Genomic DNA, 23,967 nt, shown 5'->3' with positions numbered 1-23,967 from the left:
ACTAAAACAATCAAATAAGTAATGAACTCCTAATTATTAGTTGGAAGATGTCTTGAAGTAGATTTCGTTTCATGTTAATAATTTTGTGTAGATTCAAAAGCGGAAAGAGAGTGTTCATAATGGGTCGTAAGTGGAACAATATTAAAGAAAAGAAAGCGTCAAAGGATGCAAATACAAGCCGTATTTATGCCAAATTTGGGGTAGAAATCTATGTAGCAGCAAGACAAGGTGAACCCAATCCTGAATCAAATCAGGCTTTAAAATTCGTGCTAGAGCGTGCTAAAACGTATAATGTACCAAGACACATTATTGACCGTGCGATTGAAAAAGCAAAAGGCGGTTCGGAGGAGAGTTATTCTGAACTTCGCTATGAAGGATTCGGACCGAATGGTTCAATGGTCATCGTTGATGCACTGACGAATAACGTAAACCGGACAGCCTCTGATGTACGAGCTGCATTTGGTAAAAATGGCGGGAACATGGGAGTGAGTGGTTCGGTTGCCTATATGTTTGACTCAACAGCTGTTATCGGCGTTGAAGGCAAAACGGAGGAAGATGTTCTTGAATTATTAATGGAAGCCGATGTCGACGTTCGTGACATTATTGAAGAAGATGAATCAGTGATTGTTTATGCAGATCCAGAACAATTTCATGCCGTGCAAGAAGCGTTCAAAAATGCAGGGGTTACGGACTTTACTGTGGCTGAATTAACGATGCTCGCGCAAAATGATATTACCCTTCCTGAGGATGCACAAGCTAAATTTGAAAAAATGATTGATGTATTAGAGGATCTAGAAGACGTTCAACAAGTGTACCATAACGTAGACTTAGGAGAATAAAAAAATAGAAGCAGACCTGATTTACTTATAGGTCTGCTTCTATTTTTTTATCGTTATTGATGTGGTGTCAGGCACCATTTGATTTCCGTTTAACAGCGGATAATATAAAAATGGTGGCAATGATTAATATGGAACCAATCCATTCAGCTGGGCCGAATGATACTTGGAGCCAGGCAACTGCTAAAAAGGCTGCTGATAATGGTTCGACACAGGCGAGCAAACTTGCTTCAGAAGCACGGATGTATTTCAGGCTTTCCATATAGCAAAAAAAGGCAATTAACGTACCGAAAATTATCACAAAAACGACGGCTAAAAAAGAAGTTAAATTCCATTGACCTTGAAATTTCCATGGTGGATGAATAAAGCTAAAGGCAATCCCACCAATCATCATTCCCCAGCCAACCGTAAGAAGAGACCCCCATTTATTCAACAAACTTCCCGGATAGAGTGAATAAAAAGCTAGTGCAAACGCGGATAAAATTCCCCATATAAACGCAGAACCTGAAATGGAAAGGGAATGAATATTTCCTTTCGTCACGAGGAGAAACGTTCCAAAAAGAGCTAATCCAATCGCCAATAATTCATTTTTTGCTGGTAAGGACTTTGCACGAAAACTTAAATAACAGGCGATAATCACTGGCGCTAGGTACTGTAAAATCGTTGCAGTTGCTGCATTTCCATGTTCGATGGCAGCAAAATAGGTATACTGAACGCCAAACATACCAATCACACCAAAGATGACGATGCGGAAGACATCCTGTTTATTTCTCCAAATACTCCAGATATTTTGTTTCCCCACCGAATGGAAAAAAAATAATAAACCCAAACCTGAAAAAATCAGACGATTAACAACAAGCCAATTCGCACTAAAGCCTTGTTGATGAAATAGGAATTGGGCAACCGTTCCTGAAACCCCCCACAAGGTCGCCGCAATCAGCACTAATATTATACCTTTTGTCCTTGGGGAGGACATTACAGCTACTTGCGAATTCATTTGATCCCTCCCTATACTACGAAAATCCTAATTTTTTAAATATAAAAATTATTATAACACTATTAAGGGATTTAGTTTGAAAAATTCCATCCTAATCGAAGGAAAATGTATGGGAAGGATAGAATATAGTAGATAAAACAAGAAGATGAGGGGAGAAGAAATTTATGGTCTATAAGAATGATAGTCATGTAGATTTGTTGGAGCTTCCATCCTTTGTGATTTTACAAACGGAAATCAGACAAGAAATTTCTAAAGCCATAAAAATAAAAGAACTAGGACCCACTGAATCTGAATTTATGAGTTTGATAGCAAGTATTAATGAAAAGATCATGAAATATAACTCCATTTGCCCACCAAAGATGAAAAAGGGAAAAGTTGGTTTAGATAATATGGAGGATGAATATAAAATTTGGGAATAAACTGAAAGTGGCTTTCGGTCTACAAGTCGTCTTTTCGCATGATCCCTCTGAATTATGTTATTATTCTAATATTACTAAGAGGGAAAGGGTGTAAAAGATGTCATTAGAAAGTGTGAAGGCCCATTTTAAACAATGGGAACGCGATGTTGATGTAATGGAATTTGAAAGCTCGAGTGCAACGGTGGAGCAAGCCGCTGAGACGATTGGCGTTGCTCCTGCACGAATTGCGAAGACATTATCCTTTAGGGGGAGCGAGGAAATGGCGATTCTTGTGGTTGCTGCCGGTGATGCAAAAATCGATAATAAGAAGTTTCGGCATCAATTCGGTTTCAAAGCAAGGATGCTCTCGCCCGAGGAAGTACTTGAACAAACCGGACATGCCATTGGCGGCGTTTGTCCGTTCGGATTAACGAATGAGCTGGACGTCTACTTGGATGTTTCTATGCAGCGCTTCGAAACACTATACCCAGCCTGTGGAAGCTCAAATTCTGCGATTGAATTAACGAAAGATGAGTTATTTAAGTATTCCTTTGCAAAAGAATGGATTGATGTATGCAAGGGATGGGGAGAAGACGAAGAGCAAGCAGAAGTAAGCCAGCAAATGGAAGTGTAACTTTAAAAAGAATTTTTTTGCTTCATACCTTTGTGACCGTTGAATTTGAGTGGAAAAATCGTCTAAACGGTAACTAGTAAGGGCGACTAATGCCCGTCGAGGCTGAAAAATCGGTTAAACTGTAACTAGCGAGAGCGACTAATGCCCGTCGAGGCTGAAAAATCGTCTAACCGGTAACTAGCGAGAGCGACTAATGCCCGTCGAGGCTGAAAAATCGTCTAACCGGTAACTAGTGAGGGCGACTAATGCCCGTCATGGTTGAAAAATCAGCTCACTGGTAACTAGTGGGGTATTTTGCCCTAGAAAATGAATGTTCATAGGAAACCAAAATAGACCGGGCAAATATGCTAAACGGTTCCGTTTCCTATCGCAAAACGTCAATTTGCACAAGGAAATGCAAATCAAAATGTAATCCTTTTTGCACTATAAAATGTAGGACAATATGTAAGGCTAGAGGGATTAAAAAACATTGAAATAGCAAGGATTTCTACCCTTGCCATTTTGCTTTTAATGGCTAATTCTTTGGATTGCGTATTACGAAGAAGTTGGCAAACCATTTCCGTCTTCTTGTATCGATTTTTGCGTAGGTATGAGAATTCATAGACGGAAAATTTCCGTCTAATGTTTATAGAGGAAGCTAGAGAAGCAGATATAAGCGGAGATACTCCGGGTATTTCCTCAAAATAAGACAATATCTAAAGATTTGAATCATATAAGCGGAGAAACTTCCCTTATTTTTAAGGAAATATGGGTATTTCCCAATTTAGCCGGATTTTTTCCGTTTATTTTTCAAACACAGTGAATTCAACATTCAGTTAAAGTAGGGCCTAACCAATATCTTCTGTATATCAATTTGCAAGTAAAAATGAAGTGTATTTTGCTGAGGTACACTGCCTATTGTACCCCCACATTTTAATATACAAGTTGCACTACAAATTCTTCTTAAATAATTACCGAAATCCCTTTATATCAACAAAAAAAGACCTCCAAATTACGATACAATTTGAAGGTCTTTTTGCATTACTTTTTTAATGTTTGCGATAGTTAACGGAACCCGTTACAAATATGCCCTGCCTTCTTCTGTAAAACCACTTACATTGCGCTCTCGCCATTGTCATAGCTAAATAGCCATTCAATTCCAAACTTATCTTTTATGGAACCATAGCATTTGCTCCAAAATGTTTCTTGAAGCTCCATGGTCACTGAGCCGCCTTCTTTCAGTTTGTTAAAATAGGTTTTTATTTTATCCAAGTCCTTATTTACGATTGCAAGGCTTATGTTATTACCAGCTGTAAAAGGCATCCCGGGGAAAACATCTGAGAACATAACGTTGCTTCCATCAATATTCAACCGAGTGTGCATAACCATGTTTTTTGCTTCTTCAGGAAGTGGATATTCTGGGTTCTTCGGTGCTTCCCCAAAAGTCATAATTTGTGGTTTTTCTGTACCAAAAACCTCCGCGTAAAACTCTGCTGCCTCACGACAGTTTCCGTTAAAATTAAGATAAACATCAACAGACATTTGCAATAACCCCTTTGTAAGTTAATTAGCCATTGGTAATTGTACCATTAAGTGGTATATTTTCAAATTCTACGAAAGGCCAATCTTCAAACAGACTACAATAAATATTTTCGAACCACCGAGAATACAATTTACAATCATCATATTTTGAATTCTTCAGTTGAAAGAGGGTATTGTGTGATGAAATTCAAAATACATCGATGTAATTGTCGGAAGCTTTGGTCAGTACAAACTAGAAAAACAAAATTTACTGCACTCTCCGTTCTGCTGGATGGAAATTGGACGACAGAATTAAAGCCCGAAAGGAAATATAACCCGAAAGGATTTGTTACTACAAATGGAAAACAAGATTTAATTGTTAACCCGGCTTCCGAATTAGTTGAGGAATTTGAAGTAGTATCGAAACTGATTTACGACAAAAAAAATGTTAATTTTAATGTGAACCACGGAGAAACCTTATTTTTTGCAGAAGATGGAACTTGTTACATTCTAAAAAAATGAATTACCTAAAATTAACCTGCGAAATCCCTACATCGTCATCTATTATTTTATACCAATTTGATTAACAAAAAGCCCGCGCATCTTAGTGATGATGTGCGGGCTGTTCTCATTTATCTTGGCGTGATCGGCTTCACAGAAATAGCAGGGGAGCAAGTCGAAATAACGCAGCCCTCTAACTGATTAGGATTCAATAAGCCCAAATTAAGCGCAGCTTTTATTTTTACATCATCTGGTTTTTTCACCACTTGAATAAGCTCATTTAGCTGTAATTCTTCTAATCTTTTAATGGTTTCGGCCTCGTCATATTTTTCTGTTTTTCGTATTTGCCGTTGCAGCTTATAGCCGCTTATGGTAATTTCCCCTTTGTGATCAGAACCCACTAAATTATTAAAGTAACTTTGAAAAGCATCCTTTAATTCATTCATTTCCATTTCTATTTCTTTCTTTTGCTTGTTTAACTCGTAATACTTTACCAACATTTCACCTGTAAGCATCTTCCCCATGTCCCCGCCTCCTGTTGCGAACGTATATTCCTATTTTATGATTCCATCTTCAAATAAATGACGCATTCAGTAAAAGCTGTTAAGAAATCCTTTGACTTATTTTGATCATTGTGTCCTGGTGTCAGGCACCATTTTAAGGCACTATTTCAAGCAGAGAGTAGCCGTGAAGAATGAAAAAACATTTGCTTTCTGCTTTATATAATGGCAAGCTATAATATGATAAAACTTTAATGGAAAGAACAAATAGGTGATTAACATGATTGAAATTAAAACTTCGAAGCTTAGTGATGGGGAATTAAATAGAGGGGTATTTGCGACACGTGATATTGAAAAAGGTGAGCTGATTCATGAGGCGCCGGTTATTCCTTATCCAAACGAGGAGCATGTTCATATTGAGAAAACATTGCTTGCAGATTATGCCTTTGAATATGGAATCAACCATACTGCACTTCTGTTAGGATATGGGATGTTGTTTAACCATTCGTATGAGCCTAATGCTACATATGAAATTAATTTTCCGAATCACACGTTCGACTTTTATGCGTACAAGGATATCAAAGCCGGGGAAGAAATCCTCATCAACTATAATGGTGAAGAGGATAATAATGACCCACTTTGGTTTAATAAAGAGGATGAATCTGAAAATGAATAAGTAAAAAAGGATAGATAAAGTCAGACCTCTGCTTTATCTATCCTTTTTTTGTAAGAATGATTAATCAGATTTATTTCACTTCATTTGTTTTAGGAGGAGGTATTAAATTGATAATAAAAAAGGCTACATTCAGTGATCTGGATTCTTTAACAGAACTTTTTGATTTATACAGGGTGTTTTATGAACAGACGTCAAATCAGGAAGAAGCACGGGAGTTTTTAAAAGCAAGAATAATGAATGATGAATCCGTTGTGTTTATGGCATTTGATGGGAATGACCCAGTTGGTTTTGTACAGCTGTATCCGTCGTTTTCGTCTGTAAGCATGATGCGATCATGGGTATTAAATGATTTGTATGTGAAGGAGCAATTCCGCGGAAGAGGTGCAGGGGAGAAATTAATACATAAGGCAATTGAGTTTGCGAAGGCAACAGGCGCAAAAGGTGTTTTGCTGGAGACAGGTGTGGATAATCATAATGCTCAAAGACTCTATGAAAAGATAGGTTTTGAAAAGGAAACTAATTATTTTTATTATTTCTCGATTTGAAACATAAATGATAGGTTTTAATTCTCGATATTTTTTCGAATTTCTTTCATTTTTTGATGCATGAAATCTGCTAATCTAAGAGTAAAGTAATGTAGGGGGGATGAAAAGATATGAGAAATTTAGTAACAGCTAATGATGTCCTGAGCGGGAAAGTATATATGGTTGAAATGAAGGATGGGGAAATTAGTTCCTTTCGAGTTCTAAGCGAAACACCAACCCACTATATTTTATCCTATTCCACTGATGAAACCGTAGAAGTCTTTGAAAAGGCAAAAAATGAAGTCAGTGGCATTTTTGAGGTTCGAGAATGGTGGGATAATAAAGCGAAAGAATAAGGTAGGAGCTGACCCCTTTTCCCAATTGAATAGGGGTTTCTTAATCATTAGTCCTATTTTTTCCATAAAAAAAGAAAGTGGTTGAACCACTTTCTAAAGAAGGAAAACTTTTATGGGTTAATACATCTTATGTGGCAGCTTGTACTTGCATGTAGTAAACCTGTCCATATTGAAAAAATAATTTTAAAAATAAAAGCCTATTTTATAGAAAAGAATTAACAAATTTTTTGGATAAGCTCCACGGTGTTGTTCCTCGGTGAGTTAACTAGGGAAGATACCTCATAAGTTTCCATTAAGTTTTCATCATAAGGTATGAGAAGCTTATTTAAATCATTGGTGTCGGAAATGGACGGGTTTAGCCATGTTTTTTCATCCTCTGGCTTCAGAATAACAGGCATCCGATCATGAATATCTTTCATGAGCTCATTTGGACCCGTTGTAATAACAGAACAGGTATAAAGAGTTTTTCCTTCAGGGGACTTCCAAGCTTCCCATATACCCGCCATCGCGAACAAATCAGCTGACTTTAGTTTAATCCGCATCGGCGTTTTGCTTTTGTCCTCATGACGTTTCCATTCATAAAAACTATCCGCGATGATTAAACAGCGCTTTTTCTTGAAGGCCGTTCGGAAACTTGGCTTTTCGGCTAATGTTTCTGCTCGGGCATTAATCATTTTATGGCCAATAGCCGAATCCTTTGCCCAAGGCGGAACCAAGCCCCATTTTAAAAATCCCATCCGATTGGACTTCCCGTCGTTAATAACGGCCAGAACAGCTTGAGATGGAGCGATATTATAACTCGGAGTATAATTTTCTTCGTCAAGAAATGCTGCAATATCGAAACGATCAATAATTTCTGCAAAGGTTGCTGTTAATGTGAACCGCCCGCACATACAATTCTCACCTCACGATTTGGATACTTTATATTGTAGCAAACTTCAGGGACAAAATCCTTTTCCAACAGTAAGACATAAAAAGAAGACCGCCAATTTGAAAAGGGCGGTCTTCTTACTAAATCAATGGGATCTCCGAGCAAAATCAACAAATCGAAATTTATCTGGCCGATGCCTTGATTCGGTATATTGAAAGAGGGTAGCATCATCTAAATAAACATAGTTTTTTATGACAACTACATTATGAAAGCCTTCAAGGTCTAAAAGGGAACGATCCTCCAGTGAAGGCTCTTCCACAACTATTTCCTTTTTTGCAAAACTAATCGTCAACTTTAATTCATGTTCAATATATTGATAAATGGAATCAGCGCAGATTTCTTCAGTAAGGGAAGGAACGTATTTATTAGCAATAAAATCTTTATCTAAAATGATTTTCTCCCCGCCCATTTCCCTAGTGCGAATGACTTTCCAAACAAGTTCTTTACTTCCCAGTTGAAGCTGCTGTCTGACAAAACCATCGGGCTTAATTAACTCAAATTCATTAACAATGGTTTTTGGTTTACTACCCATTTTATCAGCAAGTTCTTTAAAGCTTACTAGCCCCGAAACAGGAAAATCAAATTTGCTAATGTCGATTACAATCGAACCTTTTCCTCTAACTTTCTGGATATAGCCATTTTGTGAAAGCAAATTTAACGCCTTTCTGATCGTCTCCCTAGAGGTATCGAATTGGTCCTTTAATTCATTCTCAGAGGGGAGAAGCGTTTGAGGCGGAATCTCTCCGCTTTTGATTTGCTCGACAATGTTATTATAGATTGTTAGGTATTTGTTCGTCATAATGACCTCTCCGTTCATCTTTTCAGGTAATACACAATCGACTCATAGGGCCGTAAAGAAATTTCCCGGCAAAGTGGTGTAGAATCCTCATAATTAGAGAGTAACATCTCACTATCAAATTCATCAAGATGTAAATGAGGAGGGAGGACAAACGTATGCCCTTTGTCATAAAAATTGTTCAGAACAAGGAGTTGTTCAGAACCACTAGTTCTAAGATAAGCAAATATACGATCATCCACATTGGAAATTGGCTGATATTCTCCATCTGTAATCACATCAAGCTCTTTTCGTAATTGAATGAGTTTTTGATAGTGGAAAAAGATCGAGTCTGAATCTTTAAGCACTTGTTCTGCATTGATTTCCTGATAATTGCTTGCCGATTGAATCCAAGGAGTCCCTGTTGTGAAGCCTCCGTTTTCAGTGGCATTCCACTGGACAGGTGTTCGTGAATTGTCCCGTGATTTTTGTTTTAAAATCTCAATAATTTCTAGTTCGTCCAACCCCTGACTTTTTTTGATATTAAAGAGATTTAAAGATTCAACATCCCGATATTGATCAATCGAATGAAAGTTGGGATTGGTCATTCCAATTTCTTCGCCCTGATAAATATAAGGAGTCCCTTGGAGCAGATGAAGGGCAGTTGCCAGCATCTTAGCCGACTCTTTATGATACTTTTGATCATCTCCGAAACGGGACACAGCGCGTGGCTGGTCATGATTACACCAGAAGAGGGCGTTCCAGCCTCCGCCTTGATTCATTCCAATCTGCCAGTTGGATAAAATTTGTTTTAAGGAATGGAAGTCAAAGGCCGCTTTTGTCCATTTATCACCATTTGGATAGTCGACTTTCAAATGATGGAAGCTAAATGTCATGTTCAACTCTTCTTGAGATGGGTTCGTGTACTTAATGCAGTTTTCAATCGATGTGGACGACATTTCACCAACCGTCATAATATCGTATTTTGAAAAAACCTGTTCATTCATTTCATGTAGAAATTGGTGGATTTTTGGTCCATCCGTATAGAACTTTCGGCCATCACTGTCATCCTGCGGGAAATTTTGGTCTTTGGAAATTAAATTGATGACATCGAGACGGAAGCCATCAACACCCTTTTTTAACCAAAAGTGCATCATTTCGTAGAGAGCTGCACGGAGCGTTTCATTTTCCCAGTTTAGGTCGGCTTGGCTCACATCGAATAAATGAAGGTAATACTGTTCGGTATCCTCGTCATATTCCCAGGCAGAACCACCAAATTTTGATTCCCAGTTCGTCGGTGCTTGACCGTTCTTGCCATCTTTCCAGATGTAGAAGTCGCGATAGGGATTATCCTTCGAGCTTCTGGCTTGTTTAAACCACTCATGCTCTGTTGAGGTGTGATTAATAACGATATCCATAATGATCTTTAAACCTCGTTTGTGGGCTTCCGCTAACAAACGGTCAAAGTCTTCCATGGTTCCATATTCTTCTTGAATCGCATAATAATCGCTTATATCATACCCATTATCTCGTTGCGGTGATTTATAAATAGGCGTGAGCCAAAGGACATCGACACCTAATTCTTTTAGATAGTCTAATTTTTCAATGATGCCTTGGATATCACCGGTCCCATTCCCGGTCGTATCATAAAAGCTTTTCGGATAGATTTGATAAACAACTGCTTTTTTCCACCATGCTGTTGTCATTTTCCAACACCTGCCTAATTTAAATAAGTAATTTAATGAGGAAAAGGAGGGAGTATGTCTCCCTCCAAACTATGTGAGTTTGCTGTTATTTTTTAAATGAAAATTTATTCATGCGTGTTTTTGCAAAAACGATTGTTAGTAAGAATGGAACGATAATTGCAACCACCATGGCAACCGCAAACATTGTCATATGCTGAGCTTGAATGGAAAGGAATCCAGGAATACCACCTACACCAATTGAGTTGGCCATAACGTGGCTGCCAACGGAGATAACAGCCGCAATCATTGAACCAATCATAGCAGCAAGGAAAGGGAAGCCGTACTTTAAGTTAATCCCGAACATTGCCGGCTCTGTTACTCCTAAGTAACATGAGATGGCTGCTGGAATCGACACTTGTTTTTCTTCTTCATCTTTACGATTAATAAAGATCATCGCTAGAACAGCAGAACCTTGAGCAATATTAGATAGAGCAATCATTGGCCACAGGTTTGTTCCGTTAAGTTCACTCATTAATTGTAAGTCAATTGCATTGGTCATATGGTGCAGCCCGGTAATTACAAGTGGTGCATAAGCGAATCCGAAGATGGCCGCAAATACCCAGCCAAATGCAGAGGTTAAGCTTGAATACACAACATGGGAAATTCCAGAACCGATGCTCCAGCCGATAGGGCCTAAAACTGTATGAGCAATTAACACTGTAGGAATTAACGCTAAGAATGGAACAACTATCATGGAAATGGAATTGGTAACAATTTTACGTAATCTTGTTTCTAAGAATGCAAGTACTAGTCCGGCTAAAATGGCAGGGATTACTTGTGCTTGGTATCCAATCATTTTAATTTTCGCAAATCCGAAATCCCAGAAAGGAATTTCCTTCGCATCCGCTACACCGTAAGCATTAAGCAATTGCGGAGATACGAGTGTAATACCAAGGACGATCCCAAGGATTTGTGAACCACCCATTTTTTTCGTAACCGACCAGGTGATTCCGACTGGAAGGAAGTGGAATACTGCTTCACCAATCAGCCAAAGGAATGAATGGACGCCAGCCCAAAATTGAGATACTTCGATAATGGATTTAGTTCCATTTTCGAGTAATTTAATATCACCGATGATGTTTCTAAAGCCTAGGATTAAACCACCAACTACAAGTGCTGGAATTAATGGAGTAAAGATTTCTGCCAGGTGGGCCATCATGCGTTGCAGCCAGTTCATATTTTGTTGTGCCGCTACTTTTGCTTCTTCTTTCGATGTGCCATCAACACCTGCGATTTTGACAAATTCATTATAAAAGCTTGATACTTCGTTCCCAATGATAACTTGGAATTGTCCAGCTTGAGTAAATGTACCTTTTACTAGTTTAAGGGATTCGATTTCTTTAATGTCTGCTTTGCTTGGATCGTTTAAAACAAACCGCATCCTTGTCACACAATGGGTTACGACGGCAATGTTCTCTTTACCACCAATGTGCTTTAATAGATCTTTTGAAGGATCTGTATAGTTCGTCATTTGTCTTTCCCCCTGTTTAAATGGGTTTGTCCCATTTTCTATCTTCTATTTTTTTATTACTCTATATAGGGGTACCGTCAGGAAAATGCGGATTTACAACGCTAAGCACATTTTCTGGACCATTCCCCCATTTTCAACAACTTTAAGAAAGTTTCAATGGTCTTAAAGAATCTAACGAGACCATTTTCTCTGAATTAAAATGGTATTCTCCTAGCAAATTAATATGTTCCCAACCCAGAGGCGACATATGGTGTAACAAATCTTCATTAAAACTAGCAGACTGTTTTTGATATTCAACTGCTTTTGTTAGATGTAAGGTATTCCAGATACTGATGGCATTGATGATTATATTTAAAGCACTGGCCCTTTGCAATTGATGCTGTATGGTTCTTTCCCTAAGCTCACCTTGTTTTCCAAAGAAAATAGCTCTTGCTAATCCATTCATGGCTTCTCCTTTATTCAAACCTCTTTGTATTTTTCTTCTTAATGATTCATCCGATATATAATTCAAAATAAAAATCGTTTTTTCTATTCGGCCCATCTCACGTAAAGCAGTAGCTAAGCTATTTTGTCTTGAATAAGAACCTAATTTCCCCATTATAAGGGATGCTGAAACTGTTCCCTCCCTTATAGAATGAGCTAATCGCAAAACATCCTCATAATTTTCTTTAATGACCTTTGTATTTATTTGTCCACGTAAAATGGCTTCTAATTTTGGATACTCACTTGCTTTATCTATTGTAAATAATTTTGAATCTGATAAATCTCTTATTCTTGGAGCAAATTTAAATCCTAATAAATGAGTCAGTCCGAATATTTGGTCTGTGTAACCAGCTGTGTCTGTATAATGCTCTTCTATATTTAGATCCGTCTCATGGTGCAACAATCCATCCAAAACATGAATCGCATCCCTTGAATTTGTATGAATAATCTTTGTGTAGTAAGAAGAGAATTGATCACTGGTAAAACGGTAGATGGTGGCTCCTTTTCCAGTTCCATAATGTGGATTTGCATCTGCATGTAGTGATGAAACACCTAGTTGCATTCTCATACCGTCTGACGAGGATGTTGTACCGTCGCCCCAATAGCAGGACAATTGTAATTTATGATGGAAATTTACTAATATGGCTTGGGCTTTATTCATTGCATCTTCATACATGCGCCATTGAGTTACATTGGCTAGTTGCTTATATGTAAGTCCGGGTGTGGCTTCGGCCATCTTGCTCAAGCCAATATTCATTCCCATTCCTAAAAGCGCAGCCATGATAATGATTGTTTCTTCCTTATCAGGTTTTCGATTATTGGAAGCATGAGTGAATTGCTCATGAAATCCTGTTATATGAGCAACATCCATGAGTAAATCGGTTAATTTTACTCTTGGTAGCATCTGATACAGGCTTGCACTAAACTTTTTTGCCTCTTCTGGAACATCTTTTTCTAAGCGTGCAAGTGATAGCTTTCCTTTTTCAAGAGAAACTCCGTCTAACTTGTTGGAATTGGTAGCTACCCACTTTAACCTTTCATTAAGGCTACTGGTTCTCTCCGTCATATAATCATCGAATGATAAATTAACTGATAATCTCGTATTCTCCTTCGTTTGATTCCATGTATCTTCCGAAAACAAATATTCCTCAAAATTTCTATATTGTCTGCTGCCAACAATGGAAACATCTCCTGCCCGAACATGCTCCCGAAGTTCTGTTAAAACAGCCATTTCATAGTAATGACGATTGATTGTTGTACCATCATCCTCGTATAAATGCTTTTTCCAACGTTTTGAAATAAAATCCACAGGTGAGTCATCAGGCACTTTTCGCTTTTCCAGATTCGTTCATTCCTCGGATAATCTCAACAGCCTGTAAAAGTGGCTCATTTGCCTTTGTGGAATGGAATTCCAATACCATTAATAGCGTTGGCGTATATTTTCTAAGTGAATAAAATCGTTTTTGTAGTAAATCTAAATAATCATAGTCAGCAGGACGTGTAAGCTCCTGAGCTTCTTCTACCGAAGAGACAAAAGAATTCCATTCAATAACGGAATCTAAAACCTCAAAAACGTCTAATTTTTCCTGTTTTGCTTTGATTAAAGCTTGTCCGATGTTCGTAAAGTGTATAACTTTCTCATTTAGCTTTTTACCGTTTTGTTTTTGAATTTCCTCTTGAGCCTTACGGCCTTTTGATAATAGACTAAGTATTTGTCTATCATGAATTTCAAAAGCTTTATCCGTTAACTCCTGAGTAAGATGTAATAAATAGACGGTTAATATCGAATATCGTTTATTTTCTTGGAAGTCACGAAATGCATAAGGCTCATATCTTGAACCTAAACGAGATAGCTGTAACAGGCGATTACGATGCAAATGACTAATTTTTACCGTCTCTAATTCTATTCCCCGTATGTATTCAAGTCGTTCTATTACTTTTAGAAATGTTTCGGGTGAAGGATGACCCGGTGGTTCCTTTAACCAACCCAATATAGTTTTATTGGATTCGGATGGATGCTGTGAAGTAATGATCTCTTCAAGTTTTTCTTTTTGGTTATTTGTTAGAGATTCACTAACCGTATTAAATAGCTTCTTTTCAGCCATTGCCCTTGCTTCCCACACCATTCTTTCAAGTGTAGTGATAGCGGGCAGTATGATTTTGTTTTTTCTTAGAAAATCTATACATTCATGTAGTAGATGTATGGCATCGCCATTTTCCAGGGCTAATTGATAAAGATTCTTAAATGCCACTCGATATTCTTTCAGGGTAAAAGCTACAAAGTCGTATTCACTTCGAATTTCTTTCAAATGATCCCAAAGTGTATTTTCCCTTTGAGGATAAAGACCAAGCGAAGATGGAGTCGCACCGATTTGTTTCGATATACAATATATGACTGAATCCGGGATGCTTTTGATATGAGTGTAAGGCCAACCTGGATACCGTAGAACGGATAATTGAACAGCGAACCCTAAACGATTTTCTTCTCTTCTTCGCTTATTTATAATTTCTAAATCTCGTTTGGAAAAAGTGTAGTGGGTTCCTAGAACCCACTCATCTTCCGGAATTTGCATAAGGGCCTGTCGCTGTTCCGGTGTAAGCAATTCTCTACCTCTCGCAACTTTCATACGTATCATCTCATTTCTGTGATTATTCAGTTAATTATTTCAATTATATATCAATAGAGTGTACTCTATTGATACAAGTGTAATAGACTGATAAAATCATAGTTAAGAGTGTCTCATAAGGCTTGTCTCAAAAACGAGGTGATATTTTGCGAAAAATCGGTTATATACGTGTCAGTTCGAGTAGCCAAAATCCTTCAAGGCAATTTCAGCAATTGAACGAAATCGGAATGGATATTATTTATGAAGAAAAAATTTCTGGAGCAACAAAGGATCGTGAGCAACTTCAAAAAATGTTAAAGGGTTTACAGGAAGGTGACATTATTTATGTTTCAGACTTAACTCGGATCACTCGAAGTACGCAGAATTTATTTGAATTGATTGATTTAATACGAAATAAAAAGGCAAGCTTAAAATCACTTAAGGATACATGGCTAGATTTATCGGAAGATAATCCATACAGCCAATTCTTAATTACGGTAATGGCTGGCGTTAACCAATTAGAGCGAGATCTTATCCGTATGCGTCAACGTGAAGGAATTGAGTTGGCTAGGAAAGAAGGAAAGTTTAAAGGCCGGTTAAAGAAATATCATAAAAATCACGCAGGAATGAATTATGCAGTAAAGCTATATAAAGAAGGAGGGATGACTGTAAGTCAAATTTGTGAAATTACAAATGTCTCTAGGGCTTCATTATATAGAAAGCTATCGGAAGGGAACAAATAGTACTGCCTTGTTCCATTAAAGGGCCATATCCTTGATTAAGGAAGGGATCATTAGAAAGTGAATTTTTTCGAGATTAGGGGGAATGGAAATATGAGTTATTGTGGTAATATGGGGTTGTAAAGGGGATGTTTAAATGAAGATAATGATTCAATCATTTATTGGTTCAATAATAATACATTTTATTTATTTTATTACTATCATGTTGGTTGGTTATATAAAAACAAAATACTATAAACCAGATATTGCAGGTGCGTGGGATAAAGTAGAAACTCTTCAAAATGAAGTAGCCTTTGGTTATGTTATATCCCCTTATTTTTATTTGTTATCTATTGTGGGAGTAACTATAATTTGCGGAATTATAATATTTTCTTATAAAAAAATATTCAATTAACGGGAGCAATTCTGCAGCATGAATTGTGCCTTTTCTTTATGTTAATGGCGCAAGAATTGAACAACGATGGACTGTTTCATCAGTCCATTTTTCTTGGTCCTTAATCAGTTATAAGGCAGGTTAATTGAAGGATTATTTTGGTAATCCTGGGGAAAATAGTACTTTAATTTGATTTTTGGGATGTGTACAAAAATCGAGGATAGTTATGTTGAAGGTTATTTTTGCTTCATTATTTGTGGGGGAGATTTGGACCCTGATGAAATAATGAAAAATATAAAACTTAAACCTTCAGAAGTAAAGAGAAAAGGTGAATTAATCACCAAAGATATAAAAATGAAGGATTCTTATTGGACTTATCTCGGACTTACTCCGGCAGCAGCCTTTAGTGGCTGCTGTTTTTTTATAACTATAAACTGATGTAAAGAGCTATTGAGAAAACTTAGATATACTTTTAATTGATCGGGTAGGATTGACTTATTACAAAAGTTGCATAAAAAATACAAAATTTACAATTTTATGTGATATTATTACAAAGTGATAGTTTAAAAGGGGGAAAAGAAATGAAAAGAAAAATGGCAATTATTTTAGCAGGAGTTTTAGTATTATCACCCTACTCATTAAATTTTGGGGCACTAAAAAGCATATCGTTAGTTGAGGCGGATAGCATTGAAACTGTAAAAGCCGAAGAAGTAGAAGTTAACCAAACTGCTAATGCATATTATGAGTATGTTCCTGAGGAGATTAACTTAATTGAGAAACTAGATGAACAAGTATCTCAAATTGAACAAGATCTTGAAACTCTTCAAGAACAAAAGTTAGACCCAGAATTGGAAAAAGTAGTTGAAGAGATTCAGTCTACTGATATTAATCAAGTTGTAGCGGAAGAAATTAAAGACGAAAGCGATAAGTTAAATCTTGATAACACAGAAGTTATCGTTGAGACATTAGAAAATGATAATATCTCTATTGAAGAAGCCAAGGATAAACTTCTAGAACAAAATATAAATCAAAGTGTTACTGAACAAAATACAGAAGTTGTAGAAGATAACGCAATAAGTGCAACATTAGAAGGTGAAACTCCTGAAGAAAATACAGGTGGAGAAAATGTAGAGGACCCAATTGCAACTGCGGTTGAGAATGAAGATTCCGGAGAAGCTAGTCCTGAAAATGTACTGTTAGATAGTAATTTTTCGGTTAATATTGTAAAGACTGATGGAGAAGACACTACTGTTAAGGAACTCGGTGAATTTGTTAAAGAAGTAGTTGAAAATAATAAAAACGAGCAATACTCCTTAATAAATAAAAATACAGCTTCGGCATCTGATTCTGGTTGGGGATGGTTTTTCGCCAGTCAAAATACTGCTGTCGGTAATATGAATACAACCAATGCTAAATTTATAAATTTCGGGACAATAACTTCTTCTGGTGGAATATTAAAACCTAAAAGTTTCTCAATAAGTCTAACGAATAAAAGAAAAACGACAGATGATGGCAGCTATAGCACACATGCAACAAAAAGTATCGGAAATGCTAAAATGGGGACCTCATACTACTTAGAAAGCACTATAGGAGGTACCTATTTTTGGAAGGGATACTCGACATTTGTTGGTGTCTTTGGTGATGGTTCTACGGATGTTGATTCTACATCTTCTGATAGAGAACTGCTGAATAAAAAAGGTGTGCCATATCCTACTTTTAAGGATCCGAAATCTGGAAAAGTAATGTCTGTACCTAGTTCAACCACTTGGACAAAAAATTATTATCCTGAGAGCTGGACGACTGCAAAAAGAACAAAATATTTAGATTGGTATGAAGATAATTATGGAGATATTAACCGTTCCGATTATGAAGTTCATCACATTCGTCCAAGAGTTTACTATGGGTCAAATGATTATAGTAATTTAATTCCTTTAAAAAAATCTTACCATCAACAAATAGTATCACCTTGGTGGGCAGCTTATTAATGTAAAAGGGTGAATAGCGATGCAGACCATTAATTCATTAAAGAAACGTTTAAATCAGAATAAGTTGGTTGTACAAAGAGAGGAAGGATATTTAGAGGAAGAAGTTTTTAACTTCTACACCCCAGCTTCTAAAGAAGAGTTAGCAAAATTACCAGATTATACTCCAAATGAACTCATAACCTTTTTAGCACAGCACAACGGTGCTGATTTATTCGTACATCCTAAAAATGGCGGAGGGACTCATTTATTTACAGTTAATGAAATATTAGAGCATAAAGATTTATGGGAGTGTCCCGAGTACTTCTTGCCAATTGGAACGGGCTTAGATGGTCTTTGGATTGTCTGTCAATGTGATAAAGCCAAAGGTGAGACTTCAATGTGGATTGGAGAGTTTTTAAACTTCGAGGATGATTTCGAAAAGCTATCATTAGATTATTCAACATGGTTAGATTACTACATCATTGCTCAAGGATCAGCTTTTTGGGAATGGTTAAGGTAAAACTTGTTATTAGGAAAAAGGAAACATTTTTTGGCCCTTAGCTTTCACATGGAACACAGAAATGAGCTGCGAACATGAATAGTTAGGCTGTCGAGAAATCCTGACAGCCTTTATCCTTTTAGAAATCCCCTAGTTACACCCAAGACTTTATAAGTATTAGCTCACTTAAAGGGGTAGTACCAGCGTTGCTGACACCACCCGCAAAGTAGATGGAATTAAATTGGAAATTTATTGATTACTTCGTTATATTTTTGTTGGGCATCCGTAATAGCCAGCTTTGAGTAGACCTCCAAAGATTTTCTGCTTTCATGGCCTGAGTATGGTTGAATCAAAGCGTCATCGATTCCTTGTTTTTTCAACCAAGTTAATAGAAAATGCCGTAGCTTGTGTGGCGACAGATTTTGGGCAAGCTCTGCTTCCTCTGAGTATTTAGCTAATATTTTACGAACGCCTCGATCCGTATATTTCTTCTTCCATGATGATTCAAACAAATAGATCGCATACTTTTTCTTCATTGAATCGGCGTGCATAGCCAGCGTCTCTTTAAACGAATGAGGAAAAGGAACAATACGGTCCTTACTTCCTTTTCCTTTGTTAATTCGGATCTGGCAATAGTTGAAGTCAACATCGGTTAGTTGAATATTGATTAGTTCACTTACCCGAACACCCGTATATAGTAATGTTTTGACAATCATCATATCTTGAAAGTTTTTCGCTTTCCAAACCACATCGTAGTACCGTTTTAGTTCCTCTTCTGTTGGTACATAAGGTAACTTTTTGGATGTCTTGGGTACTTCAATCTCGAGTTCTACACGTAAGTGTTGGAAAACACTTTTGAGGTACGCATAATCCGGTCGTTCTCCTCTAAGATGTTTCACCAGTTCCTTTGCTTTCTTTTTAGCTGAAGTTCGTTTCTTGATCATGCGATTACACCTTCTTCAAGTGGTAGACACTCACTCATATTCAAATTAAATGTTCCGTAAGGATTGACGTGTGTATAAGTTAATGGAGTAAGTGCTCGAAAATCCTCTAGTTTCATAAGGTCAAACCATTTCCTGTCTGACAATATATTTTGAAACATCAGGGTATTGATGTAAACCAAACAATTTTGCAGCAGGTGTAGCGATAAAACAGCCACTTCTTGATCCTCTAAACGGTTTGTAGAGATCTCTCCACCTTTCCCGTAAAAGATAAAGCTGTTAGCTGAGTTCCAGTTTTCCACAACATTTAAGCCTTCATTAATTTCGCGTCGTAGATCCTCCGAATGTAAGTAGTTACATAAGAAAATGGTTTTGACTGCTTTTCCTAGTTCTCCTAGTGCTTGATATGTAGGGTGCTTCAAGTTATTCCTTGTAAATCGTTTTAAAATTGCTTCTGTTTCTGCAGTACCTAGACGTAGTGCTGTAGCATATTTCATCATTTGATCATACTGTTGTCGAATCAGTTCCCAATTGATGGGGCGCGTTAACACTGGCTGTAGATTTGGGTACTCGTCTGTCATACCTGGTTCTGGACGATACAGTTTTTGTGTATGGATTGCTTTTAAGCGAGGCATAAGCTGATAGCCGAGCAAATGGCAGAATGCAAAAGCAACTTCGCTTTGTCCGTGGGAATCTACATAGTTTTTTTCTATTTCCATATCCGTGCAATGGCGCAATAATCCCTCAATCATGGCCGCAACTTCCGATGAAGAACAGGATTTCAGTTGCGAATAGATGCATGTTGAATTTTTCTCTACATGCCAGTAGATCATGACGCCACGACCACGGTACCTGATATGCCACTCTGTCATTAAATTTTGATCCCAAGCTCCAAACTTTTTTGAGTCTGAAGCACAAGAGGTAGTTCCTTCCCCCCATATTTCCTGCATACGTACTTGGAAAATGGCATTGGCCACTTCGCTAATAGCATTACGTAGGTTATCTTTGTTAATAAATTTTCGCCGAACGTATAGTAAATCCTTGTAGGTTTCTCCATGTTCACCTGCACTTACACGTTTCAAACCGGTATTCGTGCCCATACCATAAAGGGATAGAATCAGTCGTTTTTGCAAGGTTTGCCTATCAAGTATCTCTCGATTAGCAGCAGTCTTGAACTTTTCCGTAAATCCAATCCGCAAGTCCGTTTCTTTTAAGATGTCCAGCAGACTTGTCATTGACCAGCGACGTGCGACTTCTGCCTTAACTCGCGATAAATTAGTCGGCTCAGCTTGTGGTTCCAGTGGTGAGACTGTAATCCAGCCGTTACCTTTATCCGTAATACGTACCTTTGGATTTTGAGGGAGTCCGGAATTCAGGCGTTCCAATCCTTCCTTCATGGATAGTTTTAACCTTGAGATAAAAGCTTCTGCATTCAATGGCTGGTTTAATGCCTTGTAGTTTTCCTGTCGACGCTCTTCAAAGTCTGCTGGAAGGTCTTCGTCTGGATTTCGATACCGGTTTGCTCCCACTACCCATATTTCCTTGCAACGAAGTTTATCTCGGAGCATTTGCAACGCACTGATTTCATAATTTATTCGGTTGATTCTTTCCTGGCCTTTGTCGTCCTTTTCAACAATGATCTCCTTATTAACAGAACGAATAACCCCATTGATTGGAACATTTTCTGTTATCGGGAAGTAATGACGGCCGATTTTGGCGTATTTTTTGATCAATTCAAGCGCTTCGATCACTGGACGATGAACCTCGTTATTGGAACGGAAATTGAGGATATTTAAAATTTCAGGAACCATCCGTCGATAATGACTACCATAAGAAGCCCGAATCACCGTATGAATTTTCTCCCGATAGGCCAGTCCAGTATGTTTGAATTCCTTAACCAGGTCTTTCAAGGTTTGCTCATTAACAATTGGGTAAAGGACTTCCCGAATAACTCCTTCCGGATTATCAATTGCTGCTATTGCAAGATTGAATAGAATGCCGTATTTGTTATTGACCTTCCGTAAATCGTTTAATATTTCTTTTTCAACTTTTCGCTCAGCACGTACACTAATTCGATGAATAATTTGAATCAGCAGTTCAATAAGGTTATCCGTGATTTCTAAGCTCCGAAGCCAAAAGAAAGAAGATAACAAAGTGTAGCGAATTGGATCGGGATGTCGACGTAACTCTCTAAGGTCTTCTGTTGCCACACGCTGCTTATACTTCTTTAAAACTTTATGGGGGATGTCCTTAAACAAATCCTCTGGTAGTTCCAATTGTCGAATGGTACGAAGTTTATTTACTTCTTTTAACACACTCTCTAACCCTGGACGACCAGGATCTGCTTTAAGATCACGAAAAGAAAGTTGACTCTTATCATCACTGCTTGGCTCATCATCCAGATATGAAATGCTATCTACTAAAGAGTCTAATTTGGTTAAAGAATGTTCGGGTAACTTTTGAAATATCGATTGTAAAAACTGTTCCTCATGTGTTCGGATAGCAGATCGAATTAGTCGTTCTATTCGCTCTGGTGTGGGTGGCACAATCCTTAGTTTCCGAAATTGCCGGTAAACCGTTTCTGTAATATGTTGGAGTTCATGAGTGTGATAAAGGACGTTTTGACAAAGCCAATCAATCATGTCCTGAGCATCTCGAACGTTGTCCTCACAGAATCCAAAAAATTGCCGAATCTGTGTACGATGATATGTAATAGAGCGACCGTTCCAATCATATTGCGCATATAATTCCGGTTTGGAATCAATTTGTTTGGCAATGTAATGAATCACGGATTTCGGTACTTCATACTTGTGGGTAGGAAACCTTGCTTCGTATTGAAAAAACTTAAACAACATGGCAAATCCAATACGTGTTTCCCCAGACTTATTCCCAATTTGTTGCATTTCATTAGGAAGAAAGGTGAAATGTTCAATCAGCTCGTCCAACTCCCAATTTCGCTTCACTGTATCCCCTCCAAAATAAAGTTCCTAAAATGATTAGAATCGGAACCTTTTTGATAGATTTAGTATAGCGAAATCTATTAATCTATACAATTTGAAATGAAAAATCCAGAAGTTCTGTTTACAAAATTAAAATCGGAACTTAAATATTGGGGATATTTAAGACAGATTCAGAATGAGGGTAAAGTGGTTTTGCTATATTTTTACGTGACATATCTAATGTAAACCAGCCCTCTTACTCATGTGAAATACACTTTTCTATATATCATATTGTTACGTACTATAATGGAGATTTGATGATAAATTTCATAAATATTGGAAGAAAAGAAGGGAAATAGTTATATTATAGAGAATTGAATAAATAGAAAAAATTAACATTCTAATTTGTTAAATAAAGGGGTGAAGGCTTATTAGTAAATGAATCAATTTATAAGTTTCTTAGTCTACCCTTTTAAACCTCTAAGTATAGTTACATAAAAATACCTTCAACACGTCCTTCATATTTGTAAACTGTTTTGTTTATTTTTAAATCTATAAAAGCTATGACTACAAACTAGGAAACTTGAGAAACTCCAACCTAAAAATCTAAAAATATTGTATTAATGTTAAGATTCAATCTTTTTCTTTTATAAACAATGCTTAAACTAGGGAGGTATTTAATAATGAAGAAGTTGTTGTTTATTGCAAAATAAAAGTACAGAGGTTTGCGAGGAATTTATGCAGTACTTAACTGCATAAAAAATAGGCTTGCCAGCCCCTAAAATATCTCCTACTGTATTGATTGAGAGATCACAACAGTGGGAGGATTTGAAAGGATGCTAGCAATGCCTGAAGTTGATTATATCAAACATTTAAGAGAAGAAGAAGACTTATCAATAAATGAAATTGCAAGAAAAACTGGTTGTAATTGGAGAACCGTTAAGAAATATGCAGATGGAGAAAGTTTAGAAGAGTCTCTTACTTTCTCAAAAAGAGGAATGATGTATGAGGAGGGGTACGGAGAAATCGTTGACTTTTGGCTTGAGGAGGACATGAAGCTCAAAAGGAAAGACAGGAGAACCAATAAAAAGATCTATGAAGATCTTAGAGACAATCATGGCTTTACAGGATCCTATAGGACCGTGTGCGAATATATACAGCACAGAAAGCCACAGCTCAAAGCAGCCAAGGTCGAAAGACATGAGCGATTAGAACACCCTCCGGGTGAAGCCCAGGTGGACTTCGGAAACATGACTGTCGTAAAAGACGGAGCCTATAAAGATATCAAAGCCCTAATCCTTAGTTTTCCACACAGTAACACAGGATTTGGCTATCCCCTTCCTAGCGAAAATACAGAGTGTTTCCTTGAGGGGCTGAAACAGTTGTTTCACCAAGCTGGAGGGGTTCCAACTTATTTACGCATTGATAACCTAGCTGCAGCAGTTATTTCAATTGGCAAAGGGGACAAACGGACCTACACTGACGCATTTATGAGATTTAAATGCCATTACGGCTTTGAAGTGCAGCCATGTAACCCGGCAAGCGGACATGAGAAAGGTAATGGAAAGCGCAGGATAA

21 protein-coding genes and 2 pseudogenes are annotated in these 23,967 nt (G+C 37.4%); 13 read left to right on the top strand and 10 right to left on the bottom strand.

The window, feature by feature from the left end:
• Window positions 1–119: 119 nt before the first annotated feature.
• Complete coding sequence (locus RCG22_RS03405; protein ID WP_308105728.1) at window positions 120–839, top strand: YebC/PmpR family DNA-binding transcriptional regulator; 720 nt, start codon at window positions 120–122, stop codon at window positions 837–839.
• A gap of 67 nt (window positions 840–906) precedes the next feature.
• Here the strand turns inward: RCG22_RS03405 and RCG22_RS03400 are convergent, their stop codons facing one another.
• A complete protein-coding gene (locus RCG22_RS03400) occupies window positions 907–1,833 on the bottom strand; it encodes an EamA family transporter (RefSeq protein WP_308105727.1) in 927 nt (308 codons plus the stop codon).
• 164 nt (window positions 1,834–1,997) lie between these two features.
• On the opposite strand from RCG22_RS03400, the gene RCG22_RS03395 reads away from it, so the two are divergent.
• Together RCG22_RS03395 and RCG22_RS03390 are read left to right on the top strand one after the other, a co-directional pair.
• Window positions 1,998–2,252 (top strand): hypothetical protein, encoded by a 255-nt coding sequence (locus RCG22_RS03395; RefSeq protein ID WP_308105726.1) that lies wholly within the window; start codon window positions 1,998–2,000, stop codon window positions 2,250–2,252.
• Window positions 2,253–2,349: 97 nt separating this feature from the next.
• On the top strand, window positions 2,350–2,865 hold the full coding sequence (locus tag RCG22_RS03390; protein WP_308105725.1) for a YbaK/EbsC family protein: 516 nt from the start codon (window positions 2,350–2,352) through the stop codon (window positions 2,863–2,865).
• Between the two features lie 1,092 nt (window positions 2,866–3,957).
• Here RCG22_RS03390 and RCG22_RS03385 read toward each other — a convergent pair.
• Window positions 3,958–4,386 carry a VOC family protein gene (locus tag RCG22_RS03385; RefSeq protein WP_308105724.1) on the bottom strand — a complete coding sequence of 143 codons (429 nt, stop codon included), beginning with the start codon at window positions 4,384–4,386 and terminating at the stop codon, window positions 3,958–3,960.
• Window positions 4,387–4,566: 180 nt separating this feature from the next.
• Here RCG22_RS03385 and RCG22_RS03380 point away from each other — a divergent pair, with 180 nt between their 5' ends.
• Window positions 4,567–4,887 (top strand): hypothetical protein, encoded by a 321-nt coding sequence (locus RCG22_RS03380; protein WP_308107077.1) that lies wholly within the window; start codon window positions 4,567–4,569, stop codon window positions 4,885–4,887.
• 110 nt (window positions 4,888–4,997) lie between these two features.
• Here the strand turns inward: RCG22_RS03380 and RCG22_RS03375 are convergent, their stop codons facing one another.
• Window positions 4,998–5,390, bottom strand: a complete 393-nt coding sequence (locus RCG22_RS03375; protein ID WP_308105723.1) for a hypothetical protein — start codon at window positions 5,388–5,390, stop codon at window positions 4,998–5,000.
• A 256-nt stretch (window positions 5,391–5,646) separates the two neighbouring features.
• Here RCG22_RS03375 and RCG22_RS03370 point away from each other — a divergent pair, with 256 nt between their 5' ends.
• From RCG22_RS03370 to RCG22_RS03360, 3 genes are all read left to right on the top strand, one after another.
• A complete protein-coding gene (locus RCG22_RS03370; protein ID WP_141525535.1) occupies window positions 5,647–6,042 on the top strand; it encodes an SET domain-containing protein in 396 nt (131 codons plus the stop codon).
• A gap of 107 nt (window positions 6,043–6,149) precedes the next feature.
• Window positions 6,150–6,587 carry a GNAT family N-acetyltransferase gene (locus tag RCG22_RS03365; RefSeq protein WP_308105722.1) on the top strand — a complete coding sequence of 146 codons (438 nt, stop codon included), beginning with the start codon at window positions 6,150–6,152 and terminating at the stop codon, window positions 6,585–6,587.
• A gap of 110 nt (window positions 6,588–6,697) precedes the next feature.
• A complete protein-coding gene (locus RCG22_RS03360; protein WP_308105721.1) occupies window positions 6,698–6,922 on the top strand; it encodes a hypothetical protein in 225 nt (74 codons plus the stop codon).
• Window positions 6,923–7,137: 215 nt separating this feature from the next.
• Here the strand turns inward: RCG22_RS03360 and RCG22_RS03355 are convergent, their stop codons facing one another.
• From RCG22_RS03355 to RCG22_RS03335, 5 genes and pseudogenes are all read right to left on the bottom strand, one after another.
• Entirely contained in the window at window positions 7,138–7,815 is a 678-nt protein-coding gene (locus RCG22_RS03355) for an SOS response-associated peptidase (protein WP_308105720.1), read from the bottom strand.
• Window positions 7,816–7,938: 123 nt separating this feature from the next.
• Window positions 7,939–8,652 carry a trehalose operon repressor gene (treR, locus tag RCG22_RS03350; RefSeq protein ID WP_308105719.1) on the bottom strand — a complete coding sequence of 238 codons (714 nt, stop codon included), beginning with the start codon at window positions 8,650–8,652 and terminating at the stop codon, window positions 7,939–7,941.
• A 14-nt stretch (window positions 8,653–8,666) separates the two neighbouring features.
• Entirely contained in the window at window positions 8,667–10,334 is a 1,668-nt protein-coding gene (gene treC, locus RCG22_RS03345; protein WP_308105718.1) for an alpha,alpha-phosphotrehalase, read from the bottom strand.
• An 85-nt stretch (window positions 10,335–10,419) separates the two neighbouring features.
• Window positions 10,420–11,844 (bottom strand): PTS system trehalose-specific EIIBC component, encoded by a 1,425-nt coding sequence (treP, locus tag RCG22_RS03340; protein ID WP_308105717.1) that lies wholly within the window; start codon window positions 11,842–11,844, stop codon window positions 10,420–10,422.
• Window positions 11,845–11,986: 142 nt separating this feature from the next.
• A pseudogene (locus tag RCG22_RS03335) lies at window positions 11,987–14,954 on the bottom strand (Tn3 family transposase).
• Window positions 14,955–15,100: 146 nt separating this feature from the next.
• Between RCG22_RS03335 and RCG22_RS03330 the strand changes: the two are divergent.
• The 5 genes from RCG22_RS03330 to RCG22_RS03310 all read left to right on the top strand — a co-directional run bounded on the left by RCG22_RS03330 (window position 15,101) and on the right by RCG22_RS03310 (window position 18,530).
• Window positions 15,101–15,676 (top strand): recombinase family protein, encoded by a 576-nt coding sequence (locus tag RCG22_RS03330; protein ID WP_308105716.1) that lies wholly within the window; start codon window positions 15,101–15,103, stop codon window positions 15,674–15,676.
• A gap of 133 nt (window positions 15,677–15,809) precedes the next feature.
• Window positions 15,810–16,067 (top strand): hypothetical protein, encoded by a 258-nt coding sequence (locus tag RCG22_RS03325; RefSeq protein ID WP_308105715.1) that lies wholly within the window; start codon window positions 15,810–15,812, stop codon window positions 16,065–16,067.
• Window positions 16,068–16,247: 180 nt separating this feature from the next.
• The gene (locus RCG22_RS03320; RefSeq protein ID WP_308105714.1) at window positions 16,248–16,484 is read left to right on the top strand and encodes a DUF4279 domain-containing protein; all 237 of its coding nucleotides are present in this window, start codon (window positions 16,248–16,250) and stop codon (window positions 16,482–16,484) included.
• Window positions 16,485–16,627: 143 nt separating this feature from the next.
• A complete protein-coding gene (locus RCG22_RS03315; RefSeq protein ID WP_308105713.1) occupies window positions 16,628–18,031 on the top strand; it encodes an HNH endonuclease signature motif containing protein in 1,404 nt (467 codons plus the stop codon).
• 19 nt (window positions 18,032–18,050) lie between these two features.
• Window positions 18,051–18,530 carry an SMI1/KNR4 family protein gene (locus RCG22_RS03310; protein WP_308105712.1) on the top strand — a complete coding sequence of 160 codons (480 nt, stop codon included), beginning with the start codon at window positions 18,051–18,053 and terminating at the stop codon, window positions 18,528–18,530.
• Between the two features lie 215 nt (window positions 18,531–18,745).
• Here RCG22_RS03310 and RCG22_RS03305 read toward each other — a convergent pair whose 3' ends face one another.
• Both RCG22_RS03305 and RCG22_RS03300 read right to left on the bottom strand, forming a co-directional pair.
• On the bottom strand, window positions 18,746–19,453 hold the full coding sequence (locus RCG22_RS03305; protein ID WP_308105711.1) for a tyrosine-type recombinase/integrase: 708 nt from the start codon (window positions 19,451–19,453) through the stop codon (window positions 18,746–18,748).
• On the bottom strand, window positions 19,450–22,413 hold the full coding sequence (locus tag RCG22_RS03300; RefSeq protein ID WP_308105710.1) for a Tn3 family transposase: 2,964 nt from the start codon (window positions 22,411–22,413) through the stop codon (window positions 19,450–19,452). Before RCG22_RS03300 ends, RCG22_RS03305 begins: the two co-directional genes overlap by 4 nt.
• 812 nt (window positions 22,414–23,225) lie before the next feature.
• Between RCG22_RS03300 and istA the strand changes: the two are divergent.
• A pseudogene (gene istA, locus RCG22_RS03295) lies at window positions 23,226–23,966 on the top strand (IS21 family transposase); the annotation flags it as partial.
• Window position 23,967: the final 1 nt, after the last annotated feature.

The sequence above is a fragment of the Neobacillus nitrireducens genome (genome assembly GCF_030915405.1).
In the GTDB taxonomy this organism is placed as follows: Bacteria; Bacillota; Bacilli; order Bacillales; family Cytobacillaceae; genus Neobacillus.
The sequence above is the reverse complement of the archived record's forward strand: the minus strand, read 5'-3'. Positions and strand labels throughout refer to the sequence as shown.